Below are 20,570 nucleotides of genomic sequence, written 5' to 3' on the forward strand. Positions count from 1 at the left end.
CCACCGTACTGAATAGTGATCTAAAGCCATGAGTTGTCATTCGACCCGCATAGCCAGACCGCTTGATCACAGCCAAAATCGATTCACTACGCATAGGCTCTTTGTTATTTAATCTGTGTGGGAATAATAAGTTCTGGTTATGTGTTAAACGTAATGCCTGAAGCTCATCGATCATCATGTCTGTTAAAGGCACACGATGGGGTAAACCGTTCTTCATACGCTCAGCAGGGATATCCCACTTACGATCATCTACATCAAATTCATCCCAACGTGCTTGCAGTAACTCACTTACCCGAACGCCTGTAAGCATGATCAGAATAATCGCATGATGCGTTTGAGCATCGGCAGGATAGGCTTTAATACGTCTAAGAAATTCAGGCATATCTGAAGCAGGTAATGATGCTAAATTTTTCACACGCTTATTTTTTAGTGCATAGACCAAATCACCTGCAGGATTATCGTAGCGATAGCCGTGTGCAATAGCGTACTTCATGACCATGCCACAGCGAGATAAGGTACGTTTGGCTACTTCAAGTGAGCCTCTTGCCTCAATCTTTTTTATGATCTGTAAAATTTCAGGTGCTTGAATCTGATTAATACGCTTATTTTCTAATGAAAGATACAATTCATCTAGAGATGCTCTGACATTGCTAATGTGCTTCGGGGACCACGTTTCTTTCTGGTTCTCAAACCAATCTTCAGCTACTTCTTTAAAAAAAGGCTTTATGTCCTCATGAAGTACTGATTTTGAATGTTTATACTTAAGTTCATAAGCCATTTCTCTAGCTTTTTTCAAACTAAGTTCTGGGTATGGTCCTAGTGACTCAGATTGACGCTGCCCATGAACAGTATAGCGGACATTCCAATACTTCTGACCTTTAGTCGCAATAATCAGCGATAAACCATGTGAATCTGATAGACGATATTGCTTGTCTTTCGGTTGGGCTTTTCTACATTCTGCATCTGTGAGTGACATATCTTTAACCAGAATTTGTTGTGTTAATTTCTGGGTAAATTTTGCCAATTTTTACCCACACAAAGCAAAAATAGGGTCAAATCGCTTAGGACAGTATCGGACAATACAGCCAATAAAAAAGCCCTTAAACATTGATTTTAAAGTCTTTTTTTATATTCCGATGGACTACTTCGGAAAGAATTTTGGTGGAGGTGGCGGCAACTTAACTGAAACTAAAATTCGCTAATATGTATTAAATTAACTACTCTACATTTTTATACATTAATTGATCCAAATAATCAGACCATGCTTGCATCATCACTGTACGCTCTTCTAAATACTTTGTACGGTTGTATGCTCTGCCATGCATATCACGAACCTGATGAGCAAGTTGCTGTTCAATCCTTTCGATAGGAAACTTTAATACCTCATCCAATAAAGTTCTGGCTGTAGCCCTAAAGCCATGACCTGTCGTTTCACCATTTTCAAAACCATATTGCTTTAACCGCTTGTTAATAGTTGACTCACTAATCGTTTTAGACTGATCTCGCATCGATACAAAGCAATACTCGGTATAACCTGTCATCTGGTGTAATTCTTTAAATAAGGTTATTACTTGATCTGACAGAGGAACAATATGCTGTAATGCTGTCTGATTCTTCGTCTTAGGAGGAGTGTATTTCCAAACTCGATTTTCAAAATCAATGTCTGCCCACTTCGCGCCCCTCAACTCTCCTGGACGTACAAAAACATGGGGTAAAATTTTTACAGCATAATCTATCGCGATATCACCCCGACCAACACTATTATAAATATTCCTTAATAACTGTCCTAACAACTGCTCATCTGTGACCGCAGATCTATGCTTGGTTTTACCAACTTTTAAAATCCCACTGATTTGGTCTGCCACATTAAATTGGCATAAGCCTAAAGCAATCGCATAACGAAAGACTTGGGATGCTTTGCTTCTCATACGCTTTGCTGAATCTGTCTTACCTTGCCTTTCGTATATACGACACACTTCTAAAATTTGCGATGGTGTAATACTGTCTATCGGATAATCTCCAATTGCAGCATACAACTTATCCCAAACAAATTGATTCCTTCGCTGAGTGCTAGGCTCCAACTCTTCTGTTTTACGATATTCATTTGCGATTAGCTTAAAAGTATTTTTTTTATGCGTTATTTCAGCTTCTCGTTTTTTCTGCATGGCAGGATCAATATTCTGAACAAGCTGTTCTCTGAACTCGCCTCGTTTTGCACGTGCTGATGCTAATGTACAGCTTGGATAAACACCAATTGCGATAGTAGCTCTTTTCTTTGTAATTGGGCGAACATAATCAAAGCGCCAATATGCCCCACCTTTTGTATCTAATAACAGATAAAGGCCGCCACCATCTGAAAGCTTAATATTTTTTTCAGATGATTTCTTTTGCATTGATATTGCTGATTTAATTTTTGAGTCAGTAAGACTAACAACGAGTTTAGGCATCTTTTTACGGTATATTTTTGCAAGAAACGGGATATACCGTAAAAAATACCGTAAAACTTTACGGTATCCTAAAACGCCTTCGGACATTATCGGACAATAGAAGTACGTAAGCTATTTATTTTTAATGATTTTCGTATTTCTTCGGATGAGGTAAAACAGTGAAATGGTGCGCCCAGCGGGACTCGAACCCACGCCACAGGCTTCGGAGACCTGTACTCTATCCAGTTGAGCTATGAGCGCGCGTGCACATCATATCAAAAAATTCTCTCAGGTAAAGCAACTATATATAAGTCTTGCATATTAGTGTCTACGCTTTGTACAAAGTTCTATATTTGCAACTCAGAATTCCATCCCATTTACTTGGTTTATTTGCCTAGATCGCTCACAATAACCACATTATTCACCAAGTGAGAACCACATGACTGATGCACTGACACTCAGGGAACTGTCAAAAACCTATAAAAATGGGTTTCAAGCTTTAAAAGGCATTAATTTGACGGTGCCCGAAGGTGAGTTTTATGCCCTACTTGGCCCAAACGGTGCAGGCAAATCAACCACGATTAGCATCATCAGTTCTTTGACCAAAAAAACTTCTGGCACAGTCGAGATTTTTGGCCATAACTTGGATACCCATCCTTCACATGCAAAACAACAGCTAGGTGTCGTTCCTCAAGAATTTAATTTTGGGCAGTTTGAAAAAACCTTCGACATTTTAGTCACTCAAGCTGGTTATTATGGCATTCCTAAAAAAATTGCAGAAAAACGTGCAGAAGAATATTTAGAAAAGCTCGGTCTCTGGGAAAAACGTAGCACTCAAGCACGTATGCTTTCTGGCGGTATGAAACGCCGCCTAATGATTGCCCGCGCCATGATGCATGAACCAAAACTGTTAATTCTTGATGAACCAACAGCAGGTGTCGATATTGAATTGCGCCGTTCAATGTGGGACTTCCTGACAGAAATAAATGAAAAAGGCACTTCCATCATTCTCACCACACATTATTTAGAAGAAGCTGAAGTACTGTGCCGTCGCATTGCAATTATTGACCGCGGTGTGATTAAAGAAGATACCAGCATGAAAGGCTTCTTAAGCCAGTTAAATGAAGAAACCTTTATTTTTGATTTAGCTGAGCCTATTCAACCACTTCTGATCGATATTATTGGTGTGCGTTTTAATTTGGTCGACCCTATGACACTTGAAGTGACCATGGATAAATCTCACAATTTGAATGATTTATTCCAGCTGATGCAAGCACAGAATATTCAAGTTCGTAGTATGCGCAATAAATCAAACCGCTTAGAAGAACTCTTTGTAAAAATGGTTGAAAAAAATCTTGAGGGCGCAGCACAATGAATTTCTCCCAGCTCCAAGTCGCACTTTATACCCTCGTTTATAAAGAAATCCGCCGTTTCATGCGGATTTGGCCACAAACACTACTTCCACCTGCAATTACCATGAGTCTGTATTTTGTGATTTTCGGCAATTTAGTCGGTTCACGTATCGGTACGATGGGTGGCTTTACCTATATGCAATTTATTGTGCCTGGCCTAATTATGATGGCAGTGATTACGAACAGCTACGCCAATGTATCATCCAGTTTTTTCAGTGCTAAATTTCAAAAAAGCATTGAAGAGCTGATTATGAGCCCAGTACCGTTGCATATGATTTTATGTGGCTATGTGATTGGTGGTGTTTGCCGTGGTGTATTGGTCGGTATTATTGTTACTGCAATGAGCCTATTTTTTACCGACTTATATATTACCAATTGGTTTGTAACTATATATACAGTATTAGTCACTTCCCTACTTTTCTCATTGGGCGGGTTTATCAATGCTGTCTACGCAAAATCATTTGATGACATATCCATTATCCCAACTTTTGTACTCACACCACTGACTTATTTAGGTGGCGTATTTTATGCAATTTCAGCATTAAGCCCTTTTTGGCAAAATCTTTCTTTAATTAACCCTGTGGTATACATGGTCAACGCTTTTCGTTATGGTATTTTGGGCCATAGCGATGTCAATGTTGCTATTTCATTGACTGTTATTACAGCCTGCTGTGCTGTGTTGTATACCGTAGCTTATCAACTCCTCTCCCGCGGTTCAGGAATGCGTGAATAATGACTGTAGAACAATCACTTTTAGGTAAAGACACCAATTACCCAACTGAATATCAGCCCGATATTCTATTCCCGATCGCTCGTGCACCTGCACGTGAGACTTATGCACATGTTGAAGGCATTCAACAAGGTAAAGACTGGTGGCATGTTTTTGAAATTTCATGGCTCAATGCAATGGGCATTCCACAAGTTGCAATTGGCCGACTCACTTTACCTGCATCATCAACCAATCTCATCGAATCTAAATCATTAAAGCTCTACTTTAATAGTATGAACTTTACCAAGTTCGACTCTAAAGATGCCTTTATTGCAACCGTAGAGAAAGATTTATCACAAGCTGCCGAAGCACCTGTGACGATTGATCTATTTGCTGCTAATGATTTAGCCATTGCACAACCTGAAGGTATTTGTATTGATACGCTTCAACCGGAGCGCTTAGAAGAACATCCTGATGCCTCTTTATTACAATTTGATGCAAGTGATGAGCACGTTGAAGTCCAACTTTATTCACATTTATTAAGAAGTAACTGTCCAGTCACTGGACAACCGGACTGGGGCACTGTATTTATACGTTATAAGGGTAAAAAGCCTTGTTACAAAAGTATCTTGGCCTATATTATCTCTTACCGTCAGCACAATGGTTTTCACGAGCAATGTGTAGAACAAATGTATGCTGATATATGGCAGAACCTGAAACCAGAACAACTGATGGTTTATGCCACTTATACACGTCGCGGTGGTTTAGACATTAATCCTTGCCGTGTATCGGACCCAACATGGATGCCTCGCCCAATTCGATTGGCGCGTCAATAAAATAAAGAACATTGAGGTTTAATAAGATGCCATTTTTTGGTTTTATTCCTTCAGAGGAACTTCTCAGCAGTATTCAAGAAGGTCATGCAAAGAAAAATTCAAGCGAAACACTTTATCCACTACGTGATAAAACTGCTCTGCTGATTAACGAAGAAATTATTGGAGCGACAATATTAGCTCCAGTACATCTATTCCCAGCCAGCGACAAACGTGATACCGCCGAGAAATTAGCGGGTTACGTAAAGTCCACAGTTGCAGTATTACTGAAACAACTTTTAAGCAAAGCTTCGAATGATGTAGTTAAACAATCGATTGAATTTTCTGAACGGAGCTTATTTAAAGATTCAGCTGGTTCACATCGTGTCGGCTTTAGCCTGGATACAAGCTTGGTAACCAACCTTAAAAATAGCTTTGCTGAAATCAAAAGTGGCGCAGATGTAAATAAAGCTGCACTTGCAGAATTGTATAAACAATTTGCAGAAGCAGCCGTACGTCATTTTATGAATGATTTTAATAAAACTTTAGATTTGGGCATGATCAAACGCAAAGCAGCGGATATCGGCTCATCTGCTGTGATTAAAGCCATCCATATTGCAATTGATAAAATCTTCCCAAATTTGACCAAAGATGAACTTATAGCACTTGCTGAAGCACATGACGATATGTTCAATTCGAACTAAGTATCATCTTTCAAATAAAACCTAGCCTAGCTAGGTTTTTTTGTATGAATAACCATACTATCACGGATGAAGAACAGATCACGTGATAGCATCGCGCCCAACTTCATGTGGACGGATGATAACGATTATGCCTTTACAATCAGATATTCAGCTAAAATTTTTACGCCATTCTCCACGCGATGGGCTCAGTATCAAAAATGAGCATCGATTTTTCACACGTATTCATCTAAATCCGTGGCTATGCCTTTTTATACTGCTGACTGCTTGTCTCGGCTTAATGACCTTATATAGTGCTTCAGGTCAAAATACGTCTATGGTTTTAAAACAAGCCATGAGTTTCGGCATTGGATTTGCCGTCATGTTTTTTCTAGCACAAATCCCACCTAAAATTTACCAAGCATTATCACCATTTTTTTATGTTTTTGGTTTGTTGTGCCTATTTGCAGTATTTGCATTTGGTGAAGTCCGCCTTGGCGCTAAGCGTTGGATTGGTATCCCCGGATTCGGCAGTGTGCAACCCAGTGAGTTTATGAAAATTGCTATGCCCATGGCCGCTGCATGGATGTTATCGAGAGCATCTATCCCGCCTGCTTTGAGTAGAATTTTTAAAGCATTATTACTCACGTTAATTCCATTCTTTTTGATTGCAAAACAACCTGACCTAGGAACATCTGCATTGGTCTTAGCAAGTGGGATTTTTATTTTTAAGTGGCTTGTCATGGAAATTAATTGGTAGTGCAACGGCACTCATTTCTATTATTGTCCCTATGCTTTGGGAGTTTCTATTACATGACTACCAAAAAACCCGAGTACTGACTTTATTTAATCCTGAGGCAGATGCATTAGGTGCAGGCTGGAACATTATTCAATCCAAAATTGCCATTGGCTCAGGTGGATTCTTTGGAAAAGGCTATTTAAATGGCACGCAGTCTCACCTTCATTTTTTACCTGAAGGACATACAGATTTTATTATTGCTGCTTTTTCTGAAGAATTTGGACTGATTGGCATCATCATTTTATTTTCGCTTTATTTGGCCATTATTTTACGAACACTGCAAATTAGTATGCAATCCTTTCATCATTATGGAAAATTGCTCGCAGGTGGCTTAGGTTTGTCTTTTTTTGTATATATTTTTGTAAATGCAGGAATGGTTAGCGGTATATTACCTGTAACGGGTATTCCTCTGCCGTTCATAAGTTATGGCGGAACTGCAATCATTACTTTGATGGCATCTTTTGGCATCGTCATGTCGATTTACACCCACAAATAAAATTCGTGGAATTGAGTTTTTATGCATACACACTTTTATAACAAACTGAAAAGCATTTTATTAATTACTGGCGCGTTATCGCTGACCAGCTTTTGCCAAGCTAACGATTTTCAATCCAACCCTGCTTACCCCAGCTTTAAACAAAAAACCATGCAAACCTATGGTTTAACAGCCGAACAGGTTGATTGGGCGATGAATGGTGCGAAAAATATACCCAACATTATTAGTATTATGAACAGACCTGGTGAAAGCAAACCATGGTATGACTATAAAACCAACTTTTTAGCCAACAGCACGATTCAGCGTGGTGTCCGCTTTAAACAACAATATTCCGACACACTCAATCGTGCTGAACAACAATTTGGAGTTCCACAATCAGTCATTTTAGGCATTTTAGGTGTAGAAACAGGTTTTGGCTCAAATAAGGGTTCATTCGTGACCCGTGATGCGCTCGCAACCCTAGGTTTTGGCTATGAACGTCGTGCTGCTTATTTCCAAGATGAGCTAGCAGCTTTAATCGCTTGGTCATACCGCGATGGGATTCCAACCAACTCGGTAGTTGGCTCATACGCTGGCGCAGTGGGTTACCCACAGTTTATGCCGAGCAATGTAGCCAAACTCGGTGTCGACTACGACGGCAATGGTCATGTTGACCTTAGAAATTCCGCTGTAGATGCCATCGGCTCGATTGCAAATTATTTAGCACAACATGGCTGGCAACGTGACCAACCGATTGCATTTGCAGCCCGTTATGCTGGCAATAATCCAGATAGCGTTATTTCTAAAGATTTAACACAGCCCGTACCCTACGGTGTGCTAAAGGCTCAAGGCATTAGCCCATTGAATCCTATCGTAAAAATAGATGACTTAGATCTTGTGAATGTCATTCAATTGCAAGACAGTTATGGGCCAATTTATTACATTACCTACCCCAATTTTCAAGTCATTACCACCTATAACAAAAGTCGTATGTATGCCACTGCTTTATGGCTCCTAGGTAACGAAATTACAAGCCAATAAGGCTTGTAATTTAAAACTGACAAAAAATGTCAACATTTTTTTTAGCCAATTTGATCACATTTCGCACTTTCTACATATCTTGTTACATTATTGATTATTTTTTATACAACAAATGTTATTTTTTCGTACAATTTTAAATTATTTTAATTAAACACTAGACAGCGGAATCGGAGGATGAATATTATCCATTTCGTTAAATGTAGTTGCAAAAGTGAAATATCAGACATGTTGTTATGAATATCAATCACTTGAATGATTCATGCTAAATGTCCTTGGGAGATAAACAATGCAGTCGTCGATTATTAAATATATCTTAGCGGTCGCTACCACAGTTGCCCTGAGTCAATCGCAAGCTGAGATGGTTCAATCATCATCATTCAATAATGATAATGATCATTCACGTCTAGCCGCTCGTGCCCTCAACAAAGAAGCACAGAGCTTTAATTCAAATTTTAAAAACCTAAGCAGCCTTTCAATCACTGAGCGTTCTGGCGATAAAATTCGTCGCGAAACAATCGCTGCTAAAATTGAAATTCCTGAAGACGAGCCTTCAGTGATTGAAAAACTGAACGATGTTGCATCAAACACCGTACGTCGCTTTAGCCAAACAGGTACAGCGTCATGGTATGGTCGTCAATTCCACGGTCGTAAAACTGCCAGTGGTGATACATTCGATATGAATGCATTGACAGCAGCACATCGTAGCTTGCCACTCAACTGCTTTATTCGTGTAACGAATAAAAACAATGGCAAAAGTATTGTTGTAAAAGTAACAGATCGTGGTCCATTCCACGGCAACCGAATCTTAGACTTGTCTTATGGTGCTGCAAAACAACTCGGCATTACCAACAGTGGTACAGCAAGAGTCAATATTGAACGTGTAGATGGTCCATCTTCATAAGGCTCCCTATGAATTTGCATACATTTAACAAAAAAACCGCTTATGCGGTTTTTTTTATATCTTGTGTTTATATATGGGCTTCACGTATATCAGCTCCGCCCTATCTTGATCCAACATTTTTTAGCTTCGTTTTGACCAACACATCAAACTGAATTATATTTTTAGCCATACCCGATTAAACTACGCGAAGGACATCGCAATGAAAACTATTCAGGAATGGTTTGATGAATATAGCGAAAGCCACCAAGATCCCACTAATAAATTAATGCATTGGGTCTGCGTGCCAACCATCTACTTTTCCATCATCGGCATCTTGGCTAATTTTAGTGTGTTGTTGGCGGCATTGGTGTTTATTTTAGCCCTCATTTTTTATGCGCGTTTAGATGTGGTATTAGCCATTGCAATGGCTGCCCTCACCTTGGTCATGGCATGTCTTATTTTTCTCTTACCGAAGGGCTTTGGTTTATATATTTCGCTGTTTGTTTTGGCATGGATTGGCCAATTTTATGGACATAAAGTTGAAGGGAAAAAACCTTCTTTCTTTAAAGATCTTCAATTTATCCTGATTGGCCCTATTTGGTGCCTAGATGCATACCTAGGTAAAGTTAGCGCAAAATGGGAAATACGCCATAAAACGCAAATGACGAGCATTTAGTACATATATTTTTTAATTATGCTGAGAATTACTTTTTAAAATGTATTTTTCAGCTTTTTTAGTCTATTTCAATATGCAATTCGAAGGGCTTAAGCAAAGTTAAAATAAATACAGCAATCCATAAAAAAACAATAAACTTGCCACAATACCGAGGAGCATTTTTTGGGTGATTGCTGTTATTAAAATGCAAAAAATAGCACCATAAATATATTCATTATGCCCCATGCCTTTCCATGTAGCATGATCAAAAAACACGATAGGTGTTGCAATTGAAATCATTAAACAGGGGGCAGCATATTTCAGCATACACATCATAAATTTAGGCACAACAACACCTGTTTTCGGCTCCAAAAAAAGATAACGATTAAAAAATATCACCATTGCAAGACTGATTAATAATACCCAACTCATGTTTAAGCCTCCTGCAATGTATCGAGACATGCTGAAACACACATACCGCTCAACCCAGCAAGTAAAATCGCCACATCCAATTGCATCCACGTTAAAACAATGGCCATAACAGCAGAAACACATATCCCAACGATCGCAATTTTATTTTTAATGAGAAGAATCGCCATCACAATAAAAATGGCCACAATCGAAAATTCCAAATGAAAGCTATTTAAATCGGGAATCCGAGTAGCCAAACGTATTCCTACAAGGCTAAAACCCACCCAACAGACATAAAAGCTCAAGCCAGCCCCAAGTAAATACCAATATGGACGGTGATGTTTTAACATTGCTGTCGCGTATAGCTCATCTGTCAGTAAAAAGCCAATCGTGATGCGTTGAATAAGTGGCCTATGACCGATGTCTTTTTGAAGTTGTAATGCATATACAAAATGCTGACTGGTGAGAAAAAAAATAGTTAACACAATACTAAAAATTGATGCGCCTGCAGTCAGCATACTTAAACTGACCAGTTGCGCAGTGCCAGAAAATACCAATGCTGACATTCCTAAGGCTTGCATAAATGTTAATCCAGCATGCACAGCAACAGAACCTGCCAGCACAGCCCAAGGAATAACAGCAATTGATAATGGCAATATATCTTTCATGCCCTGCAAAAAACCTAAAGATGGGTGTTTATTATCCTTACAATCTGACCTATTCATCGCCAACGACTCAATTCAACATTGTGACCTTGCCAATATGCAACTTCAGCACGTGTGATACTTGTACAAAATTGCTCATGTATTTATTCAAATAGTAGAAGCACACGTTGAATAAGCTTGATTTGTCTTAACACAAGATCATCTTATTTATGATGCAATGTATATTGAGCAGGTGTACAGCCTAAGGATTTTTTAAAATGTCGATTAAAATGGCTTTGATCTGAAAATCCGCACAATTGCGCTGTAATGGCAATCTCTTGACCCTGTTTTAATAATTTTAATGATTTACGTAAACGGCACTGGATGAGCCATGCATGTGGTGGCAATCCTGTATGCTTTTTAAACTGTCGTAACAAATACCACTGGCTTAAGCCCACCATTTGCGCTAAATCCACAAGCTGGTGCTCTTTTTCTGGCTCAGCGACCAAAAGATCTTGGATAATTTTTATTTTAACCTGCACCTCGGTGCATATTTTAAGTCGTTGTTTTTGTTTAGCATACTTACTGCACAAATAGGCCACAGTTGACACATATAAACTTTGTTTAAACAACACATTTTTAGGTTGTATTAACAAGTCAAAGAGTAAATTTAATTGTTCAGCTAGCCCCTGATCATGTATGACAGCTTCAGGAAACCAAGGTGCCATACTACGCTCATTAAAAAAAATCGTAGCTCATCTCTTTGATCATTTCAGGTGTTGGATAAATAGCTCGATAACACCAACCCGTTTCAACAGCCGATGATCCCGTATGCACCTCATCAGCATTGACTAAAATAATGTCACCTTTGGGTGCAATATGTTGAGAGCCCGTACGTAAGAATGATTGCGCACCTTCATCAATCAAACCAATACAATAGCCCTCATATGTATGTTTTGAAAAATGTGTTTGTTGATAGGATGCTTTTAAGAGCTCTAAACCTCCCAACTCTTGGACATGCCAATAATCTACAAACTCAATCACATTAGTATCTTGCATACTCATTCCTATGCGCTAAGAATTTACATTAGCAAGAACGTATGAAAAGCATAGAACAATATTGCTCTCCCCCTCATAAAATATACAATTATTGGTAAATTTTACCCTGATGTTTCAGCCAACCATCCACATGGCGACCATTTGGATCATGATGCGTCCAATGAATTACACCACCTTGCGCCGAATATTCGTACTCACCATAAAATTCCACAGTATCTCCTTTTTGCAAAGGATCAATTCGCGGTGAAAGATCAATATTATGTGCAACCAATACTGTCTGCCCATTATTCAACTTTAAAATAAATTTTTGATGGCGCGATCCTTCGTTATCATCTTTTAACACAGCTTTAACTGTACCGACAGATTGCACCTGTACATTACTTTTCTGTTGAGCAAAGGCTTGCTGAATTTTTGCAAGGTCATCCTGCGATACAGTATCTGTATTTTTTTGATGATCAAATGTTTTAGGCGTTTCTTTTGGCTGAACTTTGGACTCATTTGCCTGTTCAGCTACAGATACCTGCTGCGATCCAGATTGCTCTGATTTAGACCCTACATCTAAACCCAAATATGCTGCAATCAGTAAAACGATGACCGAGCCAATTCCAAGATGTGTTTTATTCGCCATTTTTAATCTATTTCTTCCTCTATTTGCTCATTATCTTAAAGCAGTTCATCACATTCTAAATGCACAATTTTGCTGCAAACTTACAAAACTTAAAATAATGTTCATATAAAAGTGCAAACATAAAAAAAGCCCCCAGTGGGGACTTTTTTTAACACTTAATTTTTAGCGAAATCGCAAAAAATTATTGTGCAGCAGCAGCTTGAGCAGCAGCAACTTCGTCAGCGAAGCTCATTTCTGCTTTTTTCTCAATACCTTCACCAACTTCGAAACGTACGAAGTTTGCTACAGTAGTTGAAGTCGCTTTAAGAATTTCAGCAACTTTCTTGTCGTTGTCAATTACGTACATTTGGTTAACAAGTACAACTTCGTTAAGGTACTTTTGAACTGAACCAGTAACCATTTTTTCAACGATGTTCGCTGGTTTACCAGATTCAAGTGCTTTAGCTTCAGCGATTTCTTTCTCTTTAGCGATAAGATCAGCAGAAACGTCAGCTTCAGTTACAGCAACTGGGTTGAACGCAGCAACGTGCATTGCCAAACCTTTACCAGTAGCTTCGTCACCTGTGTAAGATACAACAACACCGATTTTTAAACCGTGTTTGTAAACAGCAAGGTTTTCGCCTTCAACGATAGTTGCGCGACGAACTTGGATGTTTTCACCGATTTTTTGAACAAGAGCAATACGAGCTTCTTCAACTGTAGCGCCATCTTCAAGTTTTAATTCAGCAATTTGAGCAGCATCAGTTACGTTTGCAGCAAGCGCAGCAGCAGCAACTTTAGCAGAGAAGCCAGCAAAGTTTTCGTCTTTAGCAACGAAGTCAGTTTGGCAGTTAACTTCTAAAAGAAGCGCTTTGTTACCTTCTTGAGCGATAGTGATCGCACCGTCAGCAGCAATGTTACCAGCTTTTTTAGCTGCTTTTGCTTGACCAGATTTACGAAGGTTGTCAATCGCTAATTCGATGTCACCGCCCGCTTCTGTTAATGCTTTTTTACATTCCATCATCGCAAGACCAGTACGGTCGCGCAATTCTTTAACCATGCTTGCTGTAACTGCAGTCATGTTATTCTCCTAAATACGGTAGAAAATGAATTCTTTTTAGAACAGAAACGGCCCAGAGGTATCTCATGGGCCGCCTGCATACATAACGCTTACTTTGCCACCATCACATGTCGCAAAAATGACAAGCTCACGTCAAACGCATTAAGCCTCAGAAGCAGGAGCTTCTTCGCCTTTAGCTTGTGCATTTGCTTGTGATTGAGCATATTCTTTACCAGCAAGAATCGCGTCAGCCATAGCAGAAGCATAAAGAGTAACTGCACGGATCGCATCGTCGTTACCAGGAATAACGTAGTCTACGTTGTCTGGGTTAGAGTTTGTATCAACGATACCGATTACAGGAATACCAAGGTTTTTAGCTTCTTTAATTGCAATAGCTTCGTGATCAACGTCGATTACGAATAATGCGTCAGGTAAACCACCCATGTTTTTAACGCCGCCAAGACCGCGTTCAAGTTTTTCCATCTCACGAGTACGTTCTAAAGCTTCACGTTTAGTAAGCTTAGCGAAAGTGCCATCTTGAGATTGAGTTTGAAGGTCTTTTAGACGGTTGATTGACTGGCGAAGAGTTTTCCAGTTAGTCAACATACCACCCAACCAGCGGTGATCAACGTAGGGTTGACCTGCGCGTTGAGCTTGTTCACGGATGATTGCAGAAGCTGCACGTTTTGTACCAACGAACAAAACTTTGTTCTTTTTGCTAGCCAAGTTGTTAGCAAAGTTCAAAGCATCATTTAACGCAGGAACAGTGTGCTCAAGGTTGATGATGTGAATTTTGTTGCGCGCGCCGAAGATGTATTCGCGCATTTTTGGATTCCAAAAACGTGTTTGGTGACCGAAGTGAGCGCCAGCTTGAAGAAGGTCGCGCATGCTTACGTTGTAATCTGCCATTTTCTTTACCTTAAAGTTTGGGTTAGGCCTCCATATACCCGCATTCTCCACCTAAAAAGGCACCCAGAGATATGTGTCGATATATGTGCGGATTTTAATGCCCCATCGCACAAAGCTCGTGAAAGATATTCACGAAAAAGCATTTGATAAAATGGGCGGCTATTTATACCATAGTCACATACAAATTTCCAAAAGTTTTTAGAGATCATGAACAGTACTTACGAAGCTCCCCGCCGTTTAATTAAAACTCCAGACGAAATTGAAAAAATGCGTGTGGCTGGTCGGCTGGCTGCAGAAGTTTTGGATATGATCAAACCGCATATTGTTCCAGGTGTGACTACCCTCGAACTTGATACGATTTGTCATGACTATATTGTCAACAAACAAGATGCTATTCCAGCATGTTTAGGTTACGGTGCAGCGCCTGGTCGCCCAGCGTTTCAGCATGTAATTTGCACATCTGTTAACCACGTGGTATGCCACGGCATTCCATCTGAATCTAAAGTGCTGAAAAAAGGCGACATCCTCAATATTGATGTGACTGTAATTAAAGATGGTTATCATGGTGACACCAACATGATGTATATCGTCGGTGGTGAAACATCTATTTTGGCCAACCGTTTGTGTAAAGTAGCTCAAGAAGCAATGTACCGTGGTATGGAAACTGTTAAACCTGGTTCTACCATTGGTGACATTGGCCATGCGATTCAAAAATATGTTGAATCTGAACGTTTTGGCGTAGTACGTGAATATTGTGGTCACGGTATCGGCACAGTGTTCCATGATGAGCCACAAGTATTACATTATGGCCAAGCAGATTCAGGCATGATTTTAGAAGAAGGCATGACTTTTACCATTGAACCTATGGTAAATGGTGGTGACTGGAAAACTAAACTTCTTGGTGACAAATGGACTGTGGTAACTAAAGACCACAGTTTATCTGCTCAATACGAACATACGATTTTAGTGACTAAAACGGGTATTGAAGTATTAACTGCACGTCCAGAAGAAGATTTATCACGCTTCCAAAACTAAGTGTGAGATAAACATAAAAAGGCCGCCCTGTTGCGGTCTTTTTTATTGCGCATGTGAAATGGTATATCACTCTATTTTTCTCAAAAAATTTAGATTTAATCTGTAGTTCTCTTTTATCCATATTCATATTAATGGCTAAAAATTCAAAATAAGTTGAAGTCTCCACTTCATTTTTATGCTTTTTCAAAATTTATGTAGACTTTTTTATGATTAAGCCAATTCACACTCCCCTTTATGCACCATTTTAGGCTAAGATAATGTGCTTTTTAATTTTTAATCCCTATAAGAAGGAATACTGCCGTGGACGTACGTCTCTCTGATCGTGTAAATGCCATCAAACCGTCCCCAACTCTTGCTGTAACGAACAAAGCAGCTGAATTGAAAGCTGCGGGTAAAAACGTTATTGGTTTGGGCGCTGGCGAACCTGATTTCGACACACCACAACACATCAAAGATGCAGCAATTGCAGCAATTAACAACGGCTTTACAAAATATACAGCTGTTGACGGTACTCCAGGCCTTAAAAAAGCAATTATCGCAAAATTAAAACGTGATAATAATCTTGACTATGCAGCAAACCAAATCTTGGTTTCTTGTGGTGGTAAACAGTCATTCTTCAACTTAGCACTTGCTTTGTTAAACAAGGGCGATGAAGTGATCATCCCTGCACCATTCTGGGTAAGCTACCCTGACATGGTCATCATCGCTGAAGGCGTGCCTGTAATTGTAAAATGTGGTGAAGAACAACGCTTCAAAATCACACCTGCTCAATTAGAAGCAGCAATTACTGACAAAACTCGTTTAGTTGTTTTAAACAGCCCATCAAACCCAACAGGTATGATCTACACTAAAGCCGAATTAGAAGCTTTGGCTGAAGTTCTTCGTAAATACCCAGAAGTTTATATCGCTTCTGACGATATGTACGAACCAATCCGTTGGGACGACGAATTCTATAACATCGCAACTGTAGCGCCTGACCTTTATGACCGTGTAATCGTTCTTAACGGTGTATCTAAAGCTTATGCAATGACTGGCTGGCGTATCGGCTACGCAGCGGGCCCTGCTAAACTGATTGGTGCGATGAAAAAAATCCAATCTCAATCAACTTCAAACCCAACTTCAATTTCACAAGTTGCTGCAGAAGCTGCATTGAATGGTCCTCAAGACGTTCTTGAGCCAATGATTGAAGCATTCAAACGCCGTCACGACTTAGTTGTGAAAGGTTTGAACGACATCAATGGTATCACTTGCCTTCCTGCTGACGGTGCATTCTATGCATACGCAAACATCCGTCCTTTAATTCGTGCAAAAGGTTTAAAATCTTGCACAGAATTCTCTGCATGGTTGTTGGAAGAAACTGGTGTTGCAGTAGTTCCTGGCGATGCATTTGGTCTAGGTGGTTACATGCGTATTTCTTATGCAACTGCAGACGAAGTACTTGTAGATGCGCTTGCACGTATTAAGAAAGCTGCTGATTCAATCGAAGGCGTAGATGCTGCGATTGCTTCAATTGCTGCTGAAAAATAATTTGATTTAAATATCAAATTTGAAAAACCCGCGAATTTCGCGGGTTTTTTTATACCTACTCATAAGTCATGAGATAAATCAAAGCACTCCATCTTCCCACACAACCAATTAAATGAAATTCACGATTCAAGCTAGATCAGTAAGCTCATTTGGCCTTTTTTCCAAAAAAATTAACTCAAATACAAAACCTAAAAACTTAAAATTGACTTTTGCATTCAAATATTGAATTTGCATTCTTTTTATATATTCAGCTATGTTATTCAAACCAGTTCCTTTTTAGAACCCACAACCAACCACAAAATTAATTTATCTCGAGAAATAGCAATGAATATAAAAGAAATGACTGGACTTGAAATTTTAAAGGCAATGATGCAAGGCCAAATTCCACCAGCAAGCATTAGTGAAATCATTCCTATGCAACCGCAAAAGATTGAACAAGGTCATGTAGAGTTTGTTGTACAAGCTGATCAGCGCCATTTAAACCCACTTGGTGGGGTACATGGTGGCTTTGCCGCAACGGTATTAGATACGGTCACAGGATGCGTCGTACACTCAGCATTAGGTGCTGGTATCGGCTATGGCACGATTGATCTCAATGTCAAAATGTGTCGCCCAATCCCTAAAAACCAAGAGCTACTAGCAATAGGTAATTTAATTAATATCAGTAAAAATTTAGCCATTTCGGAAGGGAAAATTATTGATGCTGAAGGAAAGATATATGCACATGCCACTGCAACATGCATGATTATTCATCCTTAAAAAGTTTTCTGCTCGCATGGTCATGCGAGCATTTAATTTTTAACTTTAAATAGCGGACTGCAATGCACGAATTAATTGATGCTGCGTCAAATCAATTCGATTGCTACCTTTCTGAAAGCAATAATATTTGAGTGTGCTATCTAGCTCAACACTTAACACTTTCTGTTCAGACACAGACCAGACTTTTGATCGGTTTGAACCAGAGAGTGCACTACCCGCCAACTGAAATAAAAACAGATCATGATCACGCTGCAAGGGAATGCGACGGCCGTCATCCTTATGTTCAAAGCGCAAATGACAAGAGGCATTAATTAACCACTTTTCACTAAACCATAATTGCAATAAATCACCCAACTGCAAGTCACGATGACCCAAAGGCCAAACGTTAACATACGCACCTTCTACAGGTGTTTGATATTGAGTTTGATCAGCAATAATCGACAAGTAGTTGTCTTGATAGAATTTGAAATTTGAGAAGATTTGAGAAATGCTAAGCGTATTCATTCGCTTTCTCCTATTTAGCCATTTTAGTGCTGGCAAGTTGGGTTTAAATCCACACTGTCTAAGCTTTCGCCTAAACGCTCTGTTGTTAAATTCAGACTATCAACTGAATTTTATTTTTGCAAGCCCACATTTAACATTTCAGTAAAATTAAATTCTTTTGCGCAAATAAACAACATCCAAATCAAATATCAACGAAAGATCGCAATTTCTTCTTGACCCTCCCTCAAATGTCCTTATAATCGCACTCAGATTCTCCCATAGCTCAGTCGGTAGAGCGACGGACTGTTAATCCGCAGGTCCCTGGTTCGAGCCCAGGTGGGAGAGCCAAATACTTAAAAAAACCGTTCATTGCGAAACGGTTTTTTTATTAACTATTATTTTTACTTTTCTTTCTTTTCATTCCTTTTAATCATCTTTACTCACGATTAACTTGCACTCTAGCTCAAAAAATCCAACATCCTTACAACACAATGCTAAACAAGCAACAAACCAAACAGAGTGTTTCTCAACATCTCAATTCAACAGATTTAACACCCACCCAATACCCAGCCTTAAAAATAAAGTTCTTTCAAAAAGTAAAAAATGATTTATGAGAAAAGTCTAATACTGCTTAAATTTAGCATCAATTTTTAAAAAACATTTTAGCAAGATTATGCAATATCGTATTTAACAAGCATTTTTTTTGATTAAATAAAATTTACGACTTGTCAGCAAAATACCAATATTGATAAATAGCTAAGAAAAACAAAAAAAACCGCATAAATGCGGTTTTTTTGGTTGCATTGACTGCAACATAAAGCAATCGCATGGGCGTAAAGTCCCACTTATATTGCTCTATATAGAGAAAATAACCATATTTTTAATCTTTGTCAAAGTTTCAATATAAACCCACAACCCTTTTAAACCATAAAACCAACAACAAAACTTGTAACAACAGTCTAAAAACTTCTCTCAACTCAAGTTAGATATCACATGCCCTATTGATTCAAAAAAATGCCGACTTCAAGTCAGCATTTTCATGATCATGTTATTCAACAACGTTAAATGCCAATGTGTATTTATAACGTTTTAACTGATCCCCTTTTGCAGTAAACGGTTGCTGATAATCTACAGTCAAAAGATACGGTAATCCTCCCATAAATAACCGAAGTTAAAAGTAGAGGTTAAGCAGCCATTAGAGGTGGCTTTCCTTTGTTAGCTTGATGTGGTCTTTCATGGTTGTAATGCCACAACCAGTTTGTTGCATAATCTTGTACTTCATCCAAAGTATCAAATAAATGCTTGCTCAGCCAACTATAACGTATGGTCCGATTATAGCGTTCAATATACGCATTCTGCTGTGGCTTACCCGGTTGAATATATTCAATACGAATACCGTGCTCAGTAGCCCAGCGCACAAATTCGTGACTGATAAATTCGGGACCATTATCGCATCGGATCACTAACGGTTTTTCTCTCCACTCCAGCAATTGATTCAACGTACGAATAACCCTGATTGTGGGCAATGAGAACCCTGCTTCAATGGCTAGGCCTTCGCGGCGGTAATCATCAATCACATTCAATAATCGAAACTTGCGACCATCGGAAAGCTGATCATGCATAAAATCTAATGACCAAACCTGATTTTCTCGGATTGGTTCTTTCAATGGTTCAGGCGCATGCCGTTTTAGTCTTCTTCTCGGTTTAATACGCAGATTCAGTGCCAACTCACAGTAAATGCGGTAAACCCGCTTGTGATTCCAGCAGCAACTCTCAACATGCCGTAAATACGAGAAGCACAAACCAAAGCCCCAATCGGAATTTTCCTCAGTGAGTTCAATGAGCTGTTCAGCAATGAGTGCATTGTCATCGCTGAGTTTGGCTTGATAGCGGTAGCAGGTTTCACTAATGCCAAATGCTTTACAAGCCAAACGAATACTAATGGCATGCTGGGCAACTGCCTGTTGTGCCATCTTACGCCGGCAAGATGGCTTTACCCTTGCGCAGCAGTGCTGCTCATTGCCATCGCTTCCTGGATGATTTCGGCCTTTAATCGCTCTTCCGCATACATCTTTTTAAGTCTGGTATTTTCGGCTTCTAGCTCTTTCAGTCGAGCCATTAATGATGTATCCATACCACCATATTTGGCACGCCATTTATAAAAGGTAGCATTACTCATGCCGTGTT

Annotated in this window: 18 protein-coding genes, 2 tRNA genes and 3 pseudogenes; 12 read left to right on the forward strand and 11 right to left on the reverse strand. The window is 39.3% G+C overall.

Annotation, left to right across the window (positions count from 1 at the left end):
- From EXE29_RS15825 to EXE29_RS15835, 3 genes are all read right to left on the reverse strand, one after another.
- The coding region (locus EXE29_RS15825) for a tyrosine-type recombinase/integrase (protein ID WP_120365015.1) at positions 1-976 on the reverse strand (976 nt) is incomplete at its 3' end.
- Positions 977-1,217: 241 nt separating this feature from the next.
- On the reverse strand, positions 1,218-2,447 hold the full coding sequence (locus EXE29_RS15830; RefSeq protein ID WP_117007536.1) for a tyrosine-type recombinase/integrase: 1,230 nt from the start codon (positions 2,445-2,447) through the stop codon (positions 1,218-1,220).
- Between the two features lie 164 nt (positions 2,448-2,611).
- A tRNA-Arg gene (locus EXE29_RS15835) sits at positions 2,612-2,687 on the reverse strand.
- A gap of 178 nt (positions 2,688-2,865) precedes the next feature.
- Here EXE29_RS15835 and EXE29_RS15840 point away from each other — a divergent pair.
- From EXE29_RS15840 to EXE29_RS15875, 8 genes and pseudogenes are all read left to right on the forward strand, one after another.
- Positions 2,866-3,801, forward strand: a complete 936-nt coding sequence (locus EXE29_RS15840; protein ID WP_106985877.1) for an ABC transporter ATP-binding protein — start codon at positions 2,866-2,868, stop codon at positions 3,799-3,801.
- A complete protein-coding gene (locus EXE29_RS15845; RefSeq protein ID WP_117007535.1) occupies positions 3,798-4,571 on the forward strand; it encodes an ABC transporter permease in 774 nt (257 codons plus the stop codon). The genes EXE29_RS15840 and EXE29_RS15845 overlap by 4 nt, the downstream gene beginning before the upstream one ends.
- Positions 4,571-5,383, forward strand: coding sequence for an NADPH-dependent 7-cyano-7-deazaguanine reductase QueF (gene queF / locus EXE29_RS15850; RefSeq protein WP_117007534.1), 813 nt, complete (start codon positions 4,571-4,573; stop codon positions 5,381-5,383). The genes EXE29_RS15845 and queF overlap by 1 nt, the downstream gene beginning before the upstream one ends.
- A gap of 26 nt (positions 5,384-5,409) precedes the next feature.
- A complete protein-coding gene (locus EXE29_RS15855) occupies positions 5,410-6,063 on the forward strand; it encodes a hypothetical protein (RefSeq protein ID WP_120365010.1) in 654 nt (217 codons plus the stop codon).
- A gap of 127 nt (positions 6,064-6,190) precedes the next feature.
- Positions 6,191-7,334: pseudogene (gene rodA, locus EXE29_RS15860) on the forward strand (rod shape-determining protein RodA).
- A gap of 21 nt (positions 7,335-7,355) precedes the next feature.
- Positions 7,356-8,354: a lytic murein transglycosylase B gene (gene mltB, locus EXE29_RS15865; RefSeq protein ID WP_117007532.1), complete on the forward strand. Its 999-nt coding sequence runs from the start codon at positions 7,356-7,358 to the stop codon at positions 8,352-8,354.
- 286 nt (positions 8,355-8,640) lie between these two features.
- A complete protein-coding gene (locus EXE29_RS15870) occupies positions 8,641-9,255 on the forward strand; it encodes a septal ring lytic transglycosylase RlpA family protein (protein ID WP_106985882.1) in 615 nt (204 codons plus the stop codon).
- Between the two features lie 199 nt (positions 9,256-9,454).
- Positions 9,455-9,910 carry an Mpo1 family 2-hydroxy fatty acid dioxygenase gene (locus EXE29_RS15875; protein ID WP_120365011.1) on the forward strand — a complete coding sequence of 152 codons (456 nt, stop codon included), beginning with the start codon at positions 9,455-9,457 and terminating at the stop codon, positions 9,908-9,910.
- 99 nt (positions 9,911-10,009) lie between these two features.
- On the opposite strand, the gene EXE29_RS15880 is transcribed toward EXE29_RS15875, so the two are convergent.
- The 6 genes and pseudogenes from EXE29_RS15880 to rpsB form a co-directional block, all read right to left on the reverse strand.
- A complete protein-coding gene (locus tag EXE29_RS15880; protein ID WP_120365012.1) occupies positions 10,010-10,321 on the reverse strand; it encodes an AzlD domain-containing protein in 312 nt (103 codons plus the stop codon).
- 2 nt (positions 10,322-10,323) lie between these two features.
- Entirely contained in the window at positions 10,324-11,025 is a 702-nt protein-coding gene (locus EXE29_RS15885; protein ID WP_120365013.1) for an AzlC family ABC transporter permease, read from the reverse strand.
- Positions 11,026-11,168: 143 nt separating this feature from the next.
- A pseudogene (locus tag EXE29_RS15890) lies at positions 11,169-12,003 on the reverse strand (AraC family transcriptional regulator).
- 88 nt (positions 12,004-12,091) lie between these two features.
- Complete coding sequence (locus EXE29_RS15895; protein WP_120365014.1) at positions 12,092-12,631, reverse strand: DUF3465 domain-containing protein; 540 nt, start codon at positions 12,629-12,631, stop codon at positions 12,092-12,094.
- Between the two features lie 181 nt (positions 12,632-12,812).
- Positions 12,813-13,691, reverse strand: coding sequence for a translation elongation factor Ts (gene tsf, locus EXE29_RS15900; protein WP_106985887.1), 879 nt, complete (start codon positions 13,689-13,691; stop codon positions 12,813-12,815).
- A gap of 141 nt (positions 13,692-13,832) precedes the next feature.
- Entirely contained in the window at positions 13,833-14,579 is a 747-nt protein-coding gene (rpsB, locus tag EXE29_RS15905) for a 30S ribosomal protein S2 (RefSeq protein ID WP_106985888.1), read from the reverse strand.
- A 207-nt stretch (positions 14,580-14,786) separates the two neighbouring features.
- Between rpsB and map the strand changes: the two genes are divergently transcribed.
- The 3 genes from map (at position 14,787) to EXE29_RS15920 (ending at position 17,900) form a co-directional block, all read left to right on the forward strand.
- Positions 14,787-15,614 (forward strand): type I methionyl aminopeptidase, encoded by an 828-nt coding sequence (gene map, locus EXE29_RS15910; protein WP_117007528.1) that lies wholly within the window; start codon positions 14,787-14,789, stop codon positions 15,612-15,614.
- 300 nt (positions 15,615-15,914) lie between these two features.
- Positions 15,915-17,141, forward strand: coding sequence for a pyridoxal phosphate-dependent aminotransferase (locus EXE29_RS15915; RefSeq protein ID WP_117007527.1), 1,227 nt, complete (start codon positions 15,915-15,917; stop codon positions 17,139-17,141).
- A 324-nt stretch (positions 17,142-17,465) separates the two neighbouring features.
- On the forward strand, positions 17,466-17,900 hold the full coding sequence (locus EXE29_RS15920; protein ID WP_117007526.1) for a PaaI family thioesterase: 435 nt from the start codon (positions 17,466-17,468) through the stop codon (positions 17,898-17,900).
- 45 nt (positions 17,901-17,945) lie between these two features.
- On the opposite strand, the gene EXE29_RS15925 is transcribed toward EXE29_RS15920, so the two are convergent.
- Positions 17,946-18,404 (reverse strand): hypothetical protein, encoded by a 459-nt coding sequence (locus tag EXE29_RS15925; RefSeq protein WP_106985892.1) that lies wholly within the window; start codon positions 18,402-18,404, stop codon positions 17,946-17,948.
- Between the two features lie 251 nt (positions 18,405-18,655).
- On the opposite strand from EXE29_RS15925, the gene EXE29_RS15930 reads away from it, so the two are divergent.
- A tRNA-Asn gene (locus EXE29_RS15930) sits at positions 18,656-18,731 on the forward strand.
- Positions 18,732-19,567: 836 nt separating this feature from the next.
- Here EXE29_RS15930 and EXE29_RS15935 read toward each other — a convergent pair.
- A pseudogene (locus EXE29_RS15935) lies at positions 19,568-20,570 on the reverse strand (IS3 family transposase); the annotation flags it as partial.

This window comes from Acinetobacter sp. WCHAc060006 (assembly GCF_004209135.1).
Lineage (GTDB): Bacteria > Pseudomonadota > Gammaproteobacteria > Pseudomonadales > Moraxellaceae > Acinetobacter > Acinetobacter cumulans.